This window comes from Pseudoalteromonas sp. SIMBA_162 (genome assembly GCF_046535955.1).
Classification (GTDB): Bacteria; Pseudomonadota; Gammaproteobacteria; order Enterobacterales; family Alteromonadaceae; genus Pseudoalteromonas; species Pseudoalteromonas marina.
The window spans coordinates 17,276-29,735 of the sequence record NZ_JAWJBQ010000017.1; the positions used below are offsets into that span (position 1 = coordinate 17,276).

14 protein-coding genes are annotated in these 12,460 nt (G+C 40.9%); 7 read left to right on the forward strand and 7 right to left on the reverse strand.

The window, feature by feature from the left end:
* The first annotated feature begins 41 nt into the window (after window positions 1–41).
* Together leuC and leuD are read left to right on the forward strand one after the other, a co-directional pair.
* A complete protein-coding gene (leuC, locus tag R0J88_RS13080; protein WP_410900128.1) occupies window positions 42–1,442 on the forward strand; it encodes a 3-isopropylmalate dehydratase large subunit in 1,401 nt (466 codons plus the stop codon).
* Complete coding sequence (gene leuD, locus R0J88_RS13085; RefSeq protein WP_004589386.1) at window positions 1,442–2,041, forward strand: 3-isopropylmalate dehydratase small subunit; 600 nt, start codon at window positions 1,442–1,444, stop codon at window positions 2,039–2,041. Before leuC ends, leuD begins: the two co-directional genes overlap by 1 nt.
* A gap of 82 nt (window positions 2,042–2,123) precedes the next feature.
* Here the strand turns inward: leuD and R0J88_RS13090 are convergent, their stop codons facing one another.
* The gene (locus R0J88_RS13090; protein WP_058430104.1) at window positions 2,124–3,632 is read right to left on the reverse strand and encodes a DUF3360 family protein; all 1,509 of its coding nucleotides are present in this window, start codon (window positions 3,630–3,632) and stop codon (window positions 2,124–2,126) included.
* 416 nt (window positions 3,633–4,048) lie between these two features.
* Here R0J88_RS13090 and R0J88_RS13095 point away from each other — a divergent pair, with 416 nt between their 5' ends.
* Together R0J88_RS13095 and R0J88_RS13100 are read left to right on the forward strand one after the other, a co-directional pair.
* Complete coding sequence (locus R0J88_RS13095; protein WP_410900129.1) at window positions 4,049–5,035, forward strand: hypothetical protein; 987 nt, start codon at window positions 4,049–4,051, stop codon at window positions 5,033–5,035.
* A gap of 43 nt (window positions 5,036–5,078) precedes the next feature.
* A complete protein-coding gene (locus R0J88_RS13100; RefSeq protein ID WP_058430106.1) occupies window positions 5,079–5,672 on the forward strand; it encodes a hypothetical protein in 594 nt (197 codons plus the stop codon).
* A gap of 5 nt (window positions 5,673–5,677) precedes the next feature.
* On the opposite strand, the gene R0J88_RS13105 is transcribed toward R0J88_RS13100, so the two are convergent.
* Window positions 5,678–6,040: a hypothetical protein gene (locus tag R0J88_RS13105; RefSeq protein WP_008129050.1), complete on the reverse strand. Its 363-nt coding sequence runs from the start codon at window positions 6,038–6,040 to the stop codon at window positions 5,678–5,680.
* A 97-nt stretch (window positions 6,041–6,137) separates the two neighbouring features.
* On the opposite strand from R0J88_RS13105, the gene R0J88_RS13110 reads away from it, so the two are divergent.
* Complete coding sequence (locus R0J88_RS13110) at window positions 6,138–6,584, forward strand: TerB family tellurite resistance protein (protein WP_008129052.1); 447 nt, start codon at window positions 6,138–6,140, stop codon at window positions 6,582–6,584.
* 11 nt (window positions 6,585–6,595) lie between these two features.
* Here R0J88_RS13110 and R0J88_RS13115 read toward each other — a convergent pair whose 3' ends face one another.
* Window positions 6,596–7,162 carry an NADPH-dependent FMN reductase gene (locus R0J88_RS13115; RefSeq protein WP_410900130.1) on the reverse strand — a complete coding sequence of 189 codons (567 nt, stop codon included), beginning with the start codon at window positions 7,160–7,162 and terminating at the stop codon, window positions 6,596–6,598.
* A gap of 119 nt (window positions 7,163–7,281) precedes the next feature.
* Between R0J88_RS13115 and R0J88_RS13120 the strand changes: the two genes are divergently transcribed.
* Entirely contained in the window at window positions 7,282–8,175 is an 894-nt protein-coding gene (locus tag R0J88_RS13120) for a LysR family transcriptional regulator (RefSeq protein WP_058430109.1), read from the forward strand.
* A gap of 108 nt (window positions 8,176–8,283) precedes the next feature.
* Here the strand turns inward: R0J88_RS13120 and R0J88_RS13125 are convergent, their stop codons facing one another.
* From R0J88_RS13125 to R0J88_RS13140, 4 genes are all read right to left on the reverse strand, one after another.
* Window positions 8,284–8,655, reverse strand: coding sequence for a hypothetical protein (locus R0J88_RS13125; RefSeq protein WP_410900131.1), 372 nt, complete (start codon window positions 8,653–8,655; stop codon window positions 8,284–8,286).
* Window positions 8,655–10,271 carry a S41 family peptidase gene (locus R0J88_RS13130; RefSeq protein ID WP_410900132.1) on the reverse strand — a complete coding sequence of 539 codons (1,617 nt, stop codon included), beginning with the start codon at window positions 10,269–10,271 and terminating at the stop codon, window positions 8,655–8,657. The genes R0J88_RS13125 and R0J88_RS13130 overlap by 1 nt, the downstream gene beginning before the upstream one ends.
* A 146-nt stretch (window positions 10,272–10,417) precedes the next feature.
* Window positions 10,418–11,071, reverse strand: coding sequence for an endonuclease (locus R0J88_RS13135; RefSeq protein ID WP_033019623.1), 654 nt, complete (start codon window positions 11,069–11,071; stop codon window positions 10,418–10,420).
* 62 nt (window positions 11,072–11,133) lie between these two features.
* Complete coding sequence (locus tag R0J88_RS13140; protein ID WP_410900133.1) at window positions 11,134–11,832, reverse strand: hypothetical protein; 699 nt, start codon at window positions 11,830–11,832, stop codon at window positions 11,134–11,136.
* A gap of 246 nt (window positions 11,833–12,078) precedes the next feature.
* Here R0J88_RS13140 and R0J88_RS13145 point away from each other — a divergent pair, with 246 nt between their 5' ends.
* Window positions 12,079–12,459, forward strand: coding sequence for a hypothetical protein (locus R0J88_RS13145; RefSeq protein ID WP_006793771.1), 381 nt, complete (start codon window positions 12,079–12,081; stop codon window positions 12,457–12,459).
* Window position 12,460 lies beyond the last annotated feature (1 nt).

Consider the following 12,460-nt stretch of genomic DNA (forward strand, 5'->3'; position numbering starts at 1 on the left):
GCACCGTTATGCTGCGACTTAACAAAGTAGGGAATTAGCAAGTGGCCCAAACGTTATACGACAAAATTTGGCAAGCACACACCGTTGCCAGCATAAACGAGCAAACTGATTTACTTTATATTGACCGCCATTTAGTACACGAGGTGACATCACCACAGGCTTTTGCAGGCTTACGTGAAAAAAACCGTACGGTGCGTTGCCCAGAAAAAACCTTTGCAACGATGGATCATAATGTATCGACTAAAAGCCGATCACTTGATGCCGCAAGCGAAGTCTCTAAAAACCAGTTAATGGCGCTAGATGCGAACTGTAAAGAGTTTGGCATTGTACTTTACGATTTAAACTCAATTAACCAAGGTATTGTGCATGTAATGGGCCCAGAGCAAGGTATTACGCTGCCTGGCACTACCATTGTATGTGGTGATAGCCATACTTCTACGCATGGTGCGTTTGGCGCATTAGCACATGGTATTGGTACCTCTGAGGTTGAGCATGTATTAGCAACGCAAACGCTACAGCAAAAAAAGGCAAAATCGTTAAAAATTCAAATTAACGGTGTGCTTCGCCCAACGGTAACTTCTAAAGATTTAATTATGGCGGTTATAGGCAAGTTAGGTACCGCTGGTGGCACAGGTTATGTTGCTGAATTTTGCGGTGAAGGCATTGAAGCACTTTCAATGGAAGCCCGTATGACGCTATGTAACATGAGCATAGAAATGGGTGCTAAAGCGGGATTAATAGCACCAGATCATATTACGTATGATTACTTAAAAGGTCGTCCGTTTGCACCAAAAGGCGCAGATTTTGATGCAGCAGTTGAATATTGGGAAACCTTAAAATCAGATGAAGGTGCACACTTTGATTTAGTTGTTGAGCTAAATGCCGACGATATTCAGCCGCAAATTACGTGGGGGACAAGCCCAGAGCAAGTAATTGGTGTTGATGAATGCATACCTGATCCAGACCAAGAGCCCGATTTAATTAAAGCCGACGCTATACGCAGTGCGCTTAAATACATGGACTTAAAAGCCGGCGATAAATTATCAAGCGCGAAAGTAGATACGGTCTTTATTGGCTCATGTACAAATAGCCGTATCGAAGATTTACGTGCCGCGGCAAAAATTGTTGAAGGCAAGCAAGTAGTAGCAGGCATTGAAGCACTTATCGTACCGGGCTCAGGCCTTGTTAAAAAGCAAGCCGAAGACGAAGGCTTAGCCGATATTTTTAAAGCGGCAGGTTTTGAGTGGCGCGAGCCGGGTTGCTCAATGTGTTTAGCAATGAACGACGACCGCTTAGAAGCAGGCAAACGCTGTGCATCTACGTCTAACCGTAACTTTGAAGGTCGCCAAGGTCGTGGCGGACGTACACATTTAGTAAGCCCTGCAATGGCGGCAGCCGCTGCAATACATGGTCACTTTGTTGATATAAGAGGAGAAGCCTAATGAGCGTATTTTTTAGTGGCTTAATGGCCCCACTTGATAAAAACAATGTAGATACAGACCAAATTATTCCAAAGCAGTTTTTAACATCAACTAGCCGTGATGGTTTTGATGCAGCACTGTTTTACGATTGGCGTTACCTAGAAAACGGCGAACCAAATCCTGATTTTATTTTAAACCGTCCATGCTACCAAGGCGCACAAATATTATTAACGCGCGATAACTTTGGTTGTGGCTCATCACGTGAGCATGCACCGTGGGCACTTAAGCAATATGGTTTTGAAGTGATTTTAGCGGAAAGCTTTGCCGATATTTTCTTTAATAACTGTGGCAACAACCAAATGCTAGCCATTGCGCTACCGGCTGATACGCTTGAGCAATTGTTTGTACTTAGTGAGCAACACGACGATATAAACATTCAAATCGATCTTGAAAACCAAACACTAACAAGCGATAAGTTTGCGCCAATTAGTTTTGATATTCGTAAAGACGTAAAAGAGCGTTTATTAAGTGGCTTAGATTTTATTGGTGTGACCGAAACGCTAAATCCACAAATAGATGCGTTTGAAAAACAACTTGCTGCTGAGCGCCCTTGGCAGTAACGAAAAGCAATTAATTACATATGAAAACAAAGCGCGGCTGAGTATATAAGCCGCGCTTTTTTATGTTTAAGTCTTCTTATTATTAATGTCTAAAATCTGCCATTAGCGCGGGTATGCCTGGCAGCATACCAACAATAGCCATTACCGTAGTTAAAACCACAAACATAATGAGTGGGATAACCCAACGGCTCATTTTAGTTAAGTTAGCACTGCGCTCTTTACAGCCAATTAAGCCTAAGTTATCAAGCAGCATAGTTAGAGACCAACCAAAAGCAGGGTTAACCAAGCTTGAGGCAAATACCACAATAGCGGCCGATTGCGTTGTTTTACCTTCGCGTGTCATTTCCATACCCGCCTCTAGCAGCGGAATAAACACACCTACAATAAGCGCAACGCAAAGCACGGGTTGCCAAATGGCTAAATCCATTGGGTAGCCCCATAAACCCGCAACAATACAAAATACGGCTGTTAAAATGGCGCCTGCCGGAATAGGGCGTTTAGCAATAGCGGCAGGGACAATGTAAGTTCCCCACGATGAGGTAAAGTTAGCACCACCGGCTAGCGAGCCAAAGGTTTGTCTAACCGATGCGCTTAGCATGGTGTCGTCTATGTTCATTTGAACTTTTTCAGTGCGTTGCGGGTAACTAATTTTTTGAAATACTTGATGCCCTAAAAAATCCGGTGACCACATAGCCACAGCTAATACCGCAAAAGGCAGTACAACCACAAAGCTTTCAAGCGTAGGTAAGCCCAGCATCCAACCTGTGTTTTCGCCCCACCAATAAGCTGGGTTCATATTTGGTAAGCCCGGCGCGGTATTAAATTCAAACGGCGCACCGAGTGCAAATGCAACCACACCGCCAATAAGGCAGCTAAGCGGCACAGCTAACCAGCGCTTTTTAAAGTGCTCAAGTAACGCATACAATAAAATGGTCGCCAAAATAACAATAAACGCAATGTGCGCCATATCAATGGCCTCAGCCCATGCAAACAGTTTTTTAACCTGCGAAATTGTGCCAATAAAGCCTAAATATATAAGTAAGCCCCCGCACACGCCTTTACTTGTTAAGCGTGCCAGCAAGCTCCCTCCTTTGGTTATGGCTAAAATAAAGCCAAAGGCACCAATCAGTAAGCCAAACGCCATAGGATGGCCGCCAGCGGCAACCACAATAGGAATAAGTGGAATAAGTGGGCCATGAGTACCCGCTAAGTTAGCGGTAGGTAAAATAAAGCCCGAAAACAAAATAATAAAAATAGAAACAATCAGTAATTCATAGCGTACGTTCTCTAACACAAACGCATCGCTTAAACCTAGTGGCGCTGCAAATGTAGCGGCAATAGCACCCACCATAACCACTTTACCAATAGTGCCCGCCATGGCTGGAATCGTGTCTTCAAATTCAAAGCGGTAGTCTCTAAAAGGTAAATTAGGCCGCCAGCGCTTAGGCTGCATAATTTGTAGCTCGTGCTCTAGGTATTCGTCGCGGGTATTAAACTCTGAACTGGGTTTATGGTTGTTTTGATAGCTGTTGGTATTGTCGTGCAATGTACTTTTGTGATCTGAGTTGTGACCCTTTGGGGTTACTGACATAGTCCCTCCTGTTACTCGTTGCTTATTTACTAATACGGCTTTTGTTAAAGCAAATGAATAGTGAAGGGGCAGGGTAGATCAGCTTTTACTCAGGAATGTATAGGCAAAAGGTCGTGTATGGTTGTTTTTAATACAGTTAATTTAAAAAACAGCTTTACACTAAAAGTCATAAATTACAGAAAATGATTAAAAGTTTATATAGATCATGCTCTTGAATGTGTCATTAAAGATGCTCAGAGCTATTTGCAGAAATAGTATCGTGTTAACGGCAGGTTATTATCCTTTAGTCTTAGTGGTTGTTAAAGTTGTTTTATTTCAAGCTATTTGTTTGCGGGAGCCGTTAATTTTGTTTTATTTGTGGTGGAATAATACATCTGTTACTTTCTGATTGTTAATAACAACAATAAAGAATAGAGATGCAATTCAACTCCCCTAAATCAATTGGTATTTTACTTGGTATGCTTTACGGCATATTTATGCGGCTGTTTGTCGAGCTGCTTGATACTTATAATTTAAGTAGCCTTGTATCCATTTCATTTATGTTTTTAGTGCCCGTTGCAATTGGTTATATTCGTATTCATTTTGAATTTAAAAGCTCAAATACATTAACTAAAAGGCAAATGGTGACTATTGCTTGGCAGCCAATTTTTGTTTTTTTACTTGTAAGCGTTATTACACTGCTTGAAGGCAGTATTTGTGTGGCAATGGCTTTGCCTGCCTTTATGCTCTTTGCAAGTATGGGTGCTTTATTGGCAGGCTTTATTAAAAACCGTCAAACAAAAAACGCTAACCGGCCTTTACTTTCAATCGCTTTGCTTCCTGTGTTGCTCTCACCTATTGAGGTAAATTATTTAAACTTATCAAAAACGTACGAAGTCACCAACTCTATAATTATTGAAGCGCCTATAAATCGTGTATGGCAGCAGCTTGCAAATGTAAGCACCATAGAGCCACAAGAATTGCCATTTTCGCTTACCCAGTTAATCGGTGTACCTAAACCTTTAGAGGCAAATATGAATGCTACGGGTGTTGGTGCAATTAGAACCAGTAAATGGCAAAAAGGGGTTATATTTAAAGAAGTTATTACTGATTGGCAGCCAAATAAACAGATGCTTTATAGGTTTGACATAGACCATGATGCTATTCCCGATGATGCACTCGATAAACATGTAAAACTAGGCGGCGAATACTTTTCACCTCTTTACGGTGGGTATGCGTTAAGTGAAGATAAAAGCGGCAATACCATTTTAACTTTAAAAACGACCGTGCAAGATAATACAAATTTTGGTGTTTATTCGCGAATATGGGGTGAGGTAATTTTTCAAGACTTCCATTATTCACTTTTAACATTAATGAAAAACAGAGCAGAAAAGCCACTTGTCGCAGCTATTTCCTATTATTAACTTAAACCGCTATGGTATTAAAAAACTATTATAAGAGTACTTTATGAAATTATTAACGGTAGCAACGTTATTACTTGCTTCATCAGCCGCTATTGCGCGCCCTGCGCCTTTGGTATCTATACCGACACACGATGCATTTTTTAATAATATAGCTGCGCATTGTGGGAAAGCGTTTGAGGGCAAAGTAAGCGTAGATAACGCAAAAGGCCCAAGCTCATTTGATAATAAAAAGTTAGTTATGCATGTACGTAAATGTACTGATAGCGAGCTACAAGTGCCATTTCATGTGGGTGATGATGCATCGCGTACGTGGATCATTACTAAAACGGGCAGTGGTTTGAGCTTAAAGCATGATCATCGCCATAAAGATGGCACAGATGACGCTTCTACTATGTATGGCGGTCATACACTTGATGCGGGTTTTGCACAAATGCAGTCTTTCCCGGCCGATCAATACTCTAAAGAATTATTTGTAGCACAAGGCATTGAACAGTCGGCAGGTAATACATGGCAAATGTATATTTATCCTGAGGTATTTACGTATCGGTTAATTCGCCAAGGGCGCGAGTTTAAGGTGGACTTTGATTTAACTAAACCTATTACGCCACCCGCTGCACCATGGGGATACGAAGAGTAAGCGTATTATTCAGGCTCCTCGCATTGCAATAAAACCGTTAAAGGTGGTTGATAAGCGCGTGGTTTAGTAGGAAAACGTTCGTACTCTTGCACGCCTTCAAGCACTTTTAACATAAAGGTGTTACCACGGCATAACCTGTCTGCATGGCGCAGTAAAAACATACTTTGATTAGCAAAGTGTTTGTAATCGTCTGATTGTATTTCTATTTTATAATTGCTGTTGTCAATTTTGGTTTGATAATAATGAACTTTGTTATCAAAGTCGTATGATTTTTCTTTTTCGACGGTGTCGGCCAGTGCAGTGCCCGTATTCGAAAGGCCCACCAGTACGCAACTAATGATAAAGCGCGGTGAATATAACCCTTTCATAAAATGTATCCTTTAATTTGCGAACTTAATACCCATTAAATACTCATACAAGTTCGGTTTATGTACGTTAAGTCTAACACCCAAAAGAGATAATGTGATGTTCAAACAAATAAAACAGCTTTTTACAGCATTCGATGATCCAGCGCCAAGTATAGAGCCACACGATTTAAAAACAGCGGTAGCAGCGTTGTTAATTGAAGTAATGCGTGCAGATACCAAGCTTGACCATGATGAACAACACACCCTGACTGTAACCTTAAAAAAGTACTTTAATTTAACTGATTCTGAGGTTGAAGAACTCACTACCAATGCAGCAAGTAGTTTAGATGGTGCAATTGATTACTTTCAGTTTTCAAAGCAGATTAATGAGCATTGCAGTGCGGCAGAGCGAATAGAGATAATAGAATTGCTGTGGCGTTTAGCCTACGCAGACGGTGAAATAGACCCACAAGAAGAGTATGTAATACGTAAAATAGCGGGTCTATTATATGTAACGCATGTTGATTTTATCGCCGCAAAAATAGCGGCGACAAAGCAAAAGTAAAGCGTATAAGGTTACTTTAATTTGCTTGTAACACTGACTAATTGATGAGCAAGCGAAGATACTTTATCGGCTACTTCTGGGTCGCTAATTTGGCCATTGTCATCAAAAACAGAAAACGCAGACGGTACAGCAAGTTGGTCGGCAAGCACTAACGAACCAATGCCGCTTAAAATATCACGTACGTGGTTTAAACCGCGTAAACCTCCTAATCCACCCGGTGAAGTAGCAAATAAGGCCACAACTTTATTACGAAACGCCGGTACTGCACCTTGCTCAGTGCGTGACGCCCAATCTATAGCGTTTTTCAATGGCGCAGTGATCGAGCCGTTATACTCTGGGCTTGCCAGTAAAATACCATCTGCAGAGCGAAGTGTGTCTTTTAAACGTTGTGCATCAGCGGGTGTGCCTTGTGCTTCAATGTCCTCGTTAAATAGTGGAATATCTAACTCGTTTAACTGAATAACTTCTACTTCAGCACCTGTTTGCAGAGCAAAACGTGCTGCTTCATTAATAAGTTTTTGATTAAAGCTTTCTTTACGTAAGCTGCCCGCAAGCGCGATAATTTTTGGTGCTGACATGAGTTTGGCCTTTTTATGTTTTAAGTTACATACCTAATCTAGCAAACTTTTACTTGTAGAAAACCCAAATAAACGCAACACTTATGTGCATATATGCACACAAGTTAAAGGCAGAGCGCATGGCAATTAAATTTGATGACTGGCAAGACGTAAAAGTGGCCTTTGAAGTGGCGCGGCTTGGCACACTTACAGCTGCAGCAGAGGCACTTAATGTGCACCACAGTACTGTGTTAAGACGAATTAACAGCCTTGAAAAAAACCTAGATACCCGCTTGTTTCATCGCCATGCTCGTGGTTACAAGGTAACTGAAATTGGCGCTAAATTATTTGCGACAGCGCAAACTATAGATACCTCGCTCGAACAGCTACATAACGATATTGCCGCTGCCGACAGTACTTTACGCGGAAGTTTATTACTTACTACGGTGAGTGGGTTTATTGATGTTATGGGTGATGTATGTGAGCAATTTCAGGCATTACACCCACAAGTGCAGCTTGAAGTTATTTTGGAGCAAAAACGCTTGCGGCTCGATCACGGGCAAGCACATATTGCGCTTCGTGCAGGCCCTAAACCTGATGAGGGTGACTACATTGCTCAGCACTTAGCAAAGCTTACATCGGGTTTATATGCTAACAAACGCTACATTACAAGGCATGGCATGCCTAAATCACTAGGTGATTTATTGCAGCATAATTTTGTATCCGGAGTGGCGGGATATAATGCGCGCGTACCTTATTTTGCTTGGGCAGACGAAAACATTCCTGCATCGCAAATCAAATTACGTGTATCAGAAACTGCCGAGGCCACGCGCGCGATTATTAAAGGCTTAGGCATTGGTGGTTTACAACATGATGTAGCAGCGCAATATAGCGATTTGGTCCCTGTGCTACATAGTGAATTAAATTGGCCCACAGATGTGTGGTTAGTGACCCACCATTTAGTGCATCGCACCGCGAAAGTACAAGCTTTTGCAGGCTTATTAAAGGCGCATTTTAATAAACTTGCTAAGTAAAAAAATTGAAGGGCTCCCGATCGAGTTATTTTTTGGCAATTAGCATTTAAACAGTTTTACAATGAAAAGGCGTACAACAACAAGTTGTACGCCTTTTTAGTTTTTAAATTACTGTGCTTTACAACTTACGTTTTTAAGCTCAATAGTGAGATCTTTTTTAGGGTAATACAGCACGCATTGCTCGCCAATAATTTGCAAAACAAACTTTTCTGACTTGATATTATGCGCGCCCATAATGGGCATGCCATTGGGATCTTTACTATTTCCATGGCTTAGTAATAACTCACTGCGTTTGGTAAAAACGGTGTCGGCCAGTGTAACTAGCGTACCGCCTTTAGCTTTTATAATTGCCTGTTGCAGCACAGTTATAACGCCTGGGTTAACCTCTGTTAATAGCGCAGGCTTTGCAACGGCATTACTCATACTATTACATCCCCCTACACTTATTAATACAGTGAGTACCGTCAGTAACTTTACCATTATTGCTCCTCAGACAAAGTAGGCCATGTTAGATCCATGTTACTGCGGGTAAGATCGTTTGGTGCGTTTAAAGGCTGCAGTTTTTCGCCCGTTGCAGCAAAGCTTGGTACATCTACTTTACTATTAGCGACTGTTGTTGTAATTGGGCATGCGCCGTTATTATCTATATGAAAAAGTGCTGTAGATAGTAACCTTTCGTTGCTATCACCAAGTTGATTATCAAAGTCATCACTAACAACACACCCTTGTACATCGGCATTAAATTGTGGTGTTGGTGTTGGGGTAAAGCCTGCGGCATATTCGCCAAAGCCTTTACTGTTAACGCCACTAAATTGAATGGTGTAGTAGGTTGTTCCACAGTTGTGTGTAGGCGTAAATCCGTATGGTTTACCACAGGTTGTGTCGCCAATAAGTACCACCTCTGCATCTATTCCCTTTAAGCCATTAATAAATGCTTCAGAGGCTGAACAGGTACCTGATGTACTTAGTACATACACTTTAGATAAGTTTAAATCAGGTAATTTATCGCCAGTACTAAAAAACGTTGAGTAATCTATTTCTTCGTCAATAAACGGAAATGGAGAATCGACAGGCTGTTTATCATTTTGTTGTGTTTGATAGTAAAAGCGGTTTTGTACATTGGCACTTCCTGCCACCATATACGCTAGCTGCGCAGACAGCGCTAATAAACCACCGCCGTTGTATCTAAAATCAATAACGAGTTCGTCTACGTTATCGGTTCTAAATTTATTTACTGCATCAATTAAGCCCTCTTGGGCAATACCTATATGACTATTAAACTGCATATAACCAACGCGCGTGTTATTGCTTGTTACAATCGTTTTTACATTTTGAACAGGCGTTTGCTCAATGTTACCCGCTGTGACGTTAAATGTTTTTTCCGTGCCGTCGTTACTGCGAACAACAATTGTATGTGAATCACCGTTGGTTGGGCTAAATAAGCCTTCGTTTAAAGTATCAATCCCTGCTTGGGTATTGGTATTAATGCTTACGCCATCAACTTCAAGTACGGTATCGCCTCGTTGAAAGCCAATTTGGCTAGCTGGTGAGTCATCTTCAAGGTAAGCAACACGTAAAATTCTATCGGCTGAATCACCAATAAATGCCCAGTTAATACCATAACCAGAGGTAACGCCCGATTGTGCTTCTTGGAAGTAATCTTCAGAGGGTTCTGAAAAATGAAAGTTATCTTTTTTAGCGCCTGAATCGGTTAGCTCTTCGGTTTTTAGTTGAGCAAAATAGTCAGCGACGGTATCGAACGATTCAGGGTCGTTATCGGCTATTTCGTCATACCACAGGTATGTTTCGTCGCTCCATGAGCGAAGCCATAATTTTTCGTATAAGGCTGAACCAGCTTGGTCAGGGTAAGGCTCATTATTATTAAACGGGTCGTTACCTGTACGTGGGTTTTCGCAAAAGTTTTTGAGTTCGTCTGAAGGTTCAAATACACCGGCAGTCCATGTCGGTGTGCTACTTGTAGGTGGCGTGACAGGCGCTGGTGTAGTGTTGCTACCTCCGCCTCCACCACAACCTGTTAAAGCAAAAACTGAGAGCGCGCTAATAATTGCAAGCGATAGAGTGTTGTTTTTAAACATATTCGGTACTTCCTGTAAATAAGTTGTTTAAAATACTACAACACCTGATTATTTATTCAACGTTTTGCTTTTTCTTTATGTAAATAATTGTGTCATTTTTTATTGGTAAAGCAGTATTTTAAGTTCGCTTATTAGCAGGAATATCATTACATTTTTTGTATAGTGCTTTTTAGTGCTAGGTCTTGCTTTTGCCACGCATTAAAAAGTTTTTGTTGTTGTTTTGAAATTTTTAAACCATAGGTTTTTTGCATGTAAGCATAGGCGTCGGCAATTTTTTTACGGGCATAAAATGGTGGCTCAACAACACGTTGCTTAAAGTTTACTTTTACATCGCATTGGCCGTATTGAGTCGCGGCTCCACCTAGCATGCCAAAACGATAATTAGAGCGGTCAGCATTTATTTCGCCAATTGCGGGGGCTAAGTTGTTTATGTCAGCTTCCATTTTTCGAAATTTTTCGCTGACTTTACGGCAGTTTTTCCGCCCACCATTTTGCCAACATTGTAGTTGATGCCCAAACTCCCATGCCGATACAATATGCTCCCATTCAATACGTAAAGCGCGCTGGTTTACTTTGCCTGAGCGGGTAAATGTATTACGAGGTACATAGCCACAACCCGTTGGATCTGGCACTAGTTTTTTACCTTGTTTTTTAATATCACAACCGCAATACAGGCTTTTTGCATTGTGCGGTAGCGTTTTTATTAAGTGCTTTTTAGCAGTAGAGAAGCGAGTAAAGTCTTTACTTGATACCGAAAAACAGACACAGCAAGCCAGTAAGGCCAAAATCAATCGGGTCATATCCATCACATACGTGAACTACAGGAGTCCCTAGTTTACTGGCTCAACAGGCAAACATAAACTTATTTAAATCTGCGTTTAATCCTTATGTTTTGCAATAGCAGTAAAAAGCCAGTTAAACAAAAAAGCACACTGGTTGCAGCAAAGCTAATTAATAGAGGATTGTTAAAGTTTTCACGTTCATCGTAATCCATAATATGCAGCATCCAAAAAAAGTCGAAAATTCGCCACAGTGTGCTGCGCACAGTAATCACTTTGCCTGTATCTGATGACAAATAGAGGGTGGTATTAAATGTATCGTTAAATTGTACTTTCCATACATCTTTTTTATAACCGCTTTCTCTTGGCCCTAAACCTAACAAAGTTGTACTTACTGGTTGAGCATCAATAAGTAAATGCGCGTGTGCATTAGCAATTATTTGCTGTTTATTGGGGGCTTTAAATGGTTGCCCAGTAATGCCATTAAAACTTTGAGGGTTGCCTTCACTGGTTACAGTTATAAGTGGGGTAGATAAAAAATGTGCAAAGGTTATTTTAGTCGGATTAGTGACTTGCGAAACAATATTATCAATTGATGCCACGTAATCGCTGCTTTTAAAGGGGTTAACTAGGGTGCGTGTTGCTAGGTGTTTACCATGTACTTTTTCAAGCGGGATGGCGCTCATAACCAAACCGCCAAGCAACCAAGCTAGTATTTGTATTCCTAATAAATAGCCCAACCATTTATGAAGTTTACGTGCTGGTTTAAAAGTTTTTTTCATGTGTGTTTATCTTATTATTTTTACAAGACATTTTACGCGATGGTTGAGCAAGGTGAGTGCGACAAAATGTCGCACTAGTGCATTAAAATAGCGTTTCAGCACAATAGCGCCAATTGTAAGTAGCAATCGCACTCTAAAATAAGAGTATTACCATATAAAACGTCTATTTATAGGGTGTTGATTTGGTATAAAGGTAAAACTGCGTTAAAGTTTGCATGGTAACCATTAGAGGATAAATACGAGACAATGTCGGAAATTCAATTTTTAAATGTAGATCTAGAGCTTGAGTCAAAACAAGATATTAGTGTGCTGGTGGCCGACCTAAAAAAAGTCGCAACGATTTTACATTATGACAAAGACGAATACCGTCAATTAGCACGTATTGAGGTAGCTGGCGATGTAAAATCACCAGACAAAGCAATAAACCATATATGTGAGCTTATTGAGTCATGTTCACGCAATGCATTAAAGCAATGGTTGAGCTGCTCACGTAGAACGTTTGATATAGGGTTTGAGTCAGGCACGTCGCCAAAGTGTTTTAATCAAGCTTTACATGCAGATACACTACTGCGTATATCTGCTATTGGCGCGGGTATGGAAATAACAATTTACCCTCTCGAAAAATAAC

Coding starts and splice junctions, on each gene's coding strand:
- R0J88_RS13130 (WP_410900132.1), bottom strand. CDS start 10,271: ATGTTTAAAAACAACACTCTATCGCTTGCAATTATTAGCGCGCTCTCA.
- R0J88_RS13135 (WP_033019623.1), bottom strand. CDS start 11,071: ATGACCCGATTGATTTTGGCCTTACTGGCTTGCTGTGTCTGTTTTTCG.
- R0J88_RS13090 (WP_058430104.1), bottom strand. CDS start 3,632: ATGTCAGTAACCCCAAAGGGTCACAACTCAGATCACAAAAGTACATTG.
- R0J88_RS13125 (WP_410900131.1), bottom strand. CDS start 8,655: ATGGTAAAGTTACTGACGGTACTCACTGTATTAATAAGTGTAGGGGGA.
- R0J88_RS13105 (WP_008129050.1), bottom strand. CDS start 6,040: ATGAAAGGGTTATATTCACCGCGCTTTATCATTAGTTGCGTACTGGTG.
- R0J88_RS13145 (WP_006793771.1), top strand. CDS start 12,079: ATGTCGGAAATTCAATTTTTAAATGTAGATCTAGAGCTTGAGTCAAAA.
- R0J88_RS13095 (WP_410900129.1), top strand. CDS start 4,049: ATGCAATTCAACTCCCCTAAATCAATTGGTATTTTACTTGGTATGCTT.
- R0J88_RS13120 (WP_058430109.1), top strand. CDS start 7,282: ATGGCAATTAAATTTGATGACTGGCAAGACGTAAAAGTGGCCTTTGAA.
- leuD (WP_004589386.1), top strand. CDS start 1,442: ATGAGCGTATTTTTTAGTGGCTTAATGGCCCCACTTGATAAAAACAAT.
- R0J88_RS13115 (WP_410900130.1), bottom strand. CDS start 7,162: ATGTCAGCACCAAAAATTATCGCGCTTGCGGGCAGCTTACGTAAAGAA.
- R0J88_RS13110 (WP_008129052.1), top strand. CDS start 6,138: ATGTTCAAACAAATAAAACAGCTTTTTACAGCATTCGATGATCCAGCG.
- R0J88_RS13140 (WP_410900133.1), bottom strand. CDS start 11,832: ATGAAAAAAACTTTTAAACCAGCACGTAAACTTCATAAATGGTTGGGC.
- R0J88_RS13100 (WP_058430106.1), top strand. CDS start 5,079: ATGAAATTATTAACGGTAGCAACGTTATTACTTGCTTCATCAGCCGCT.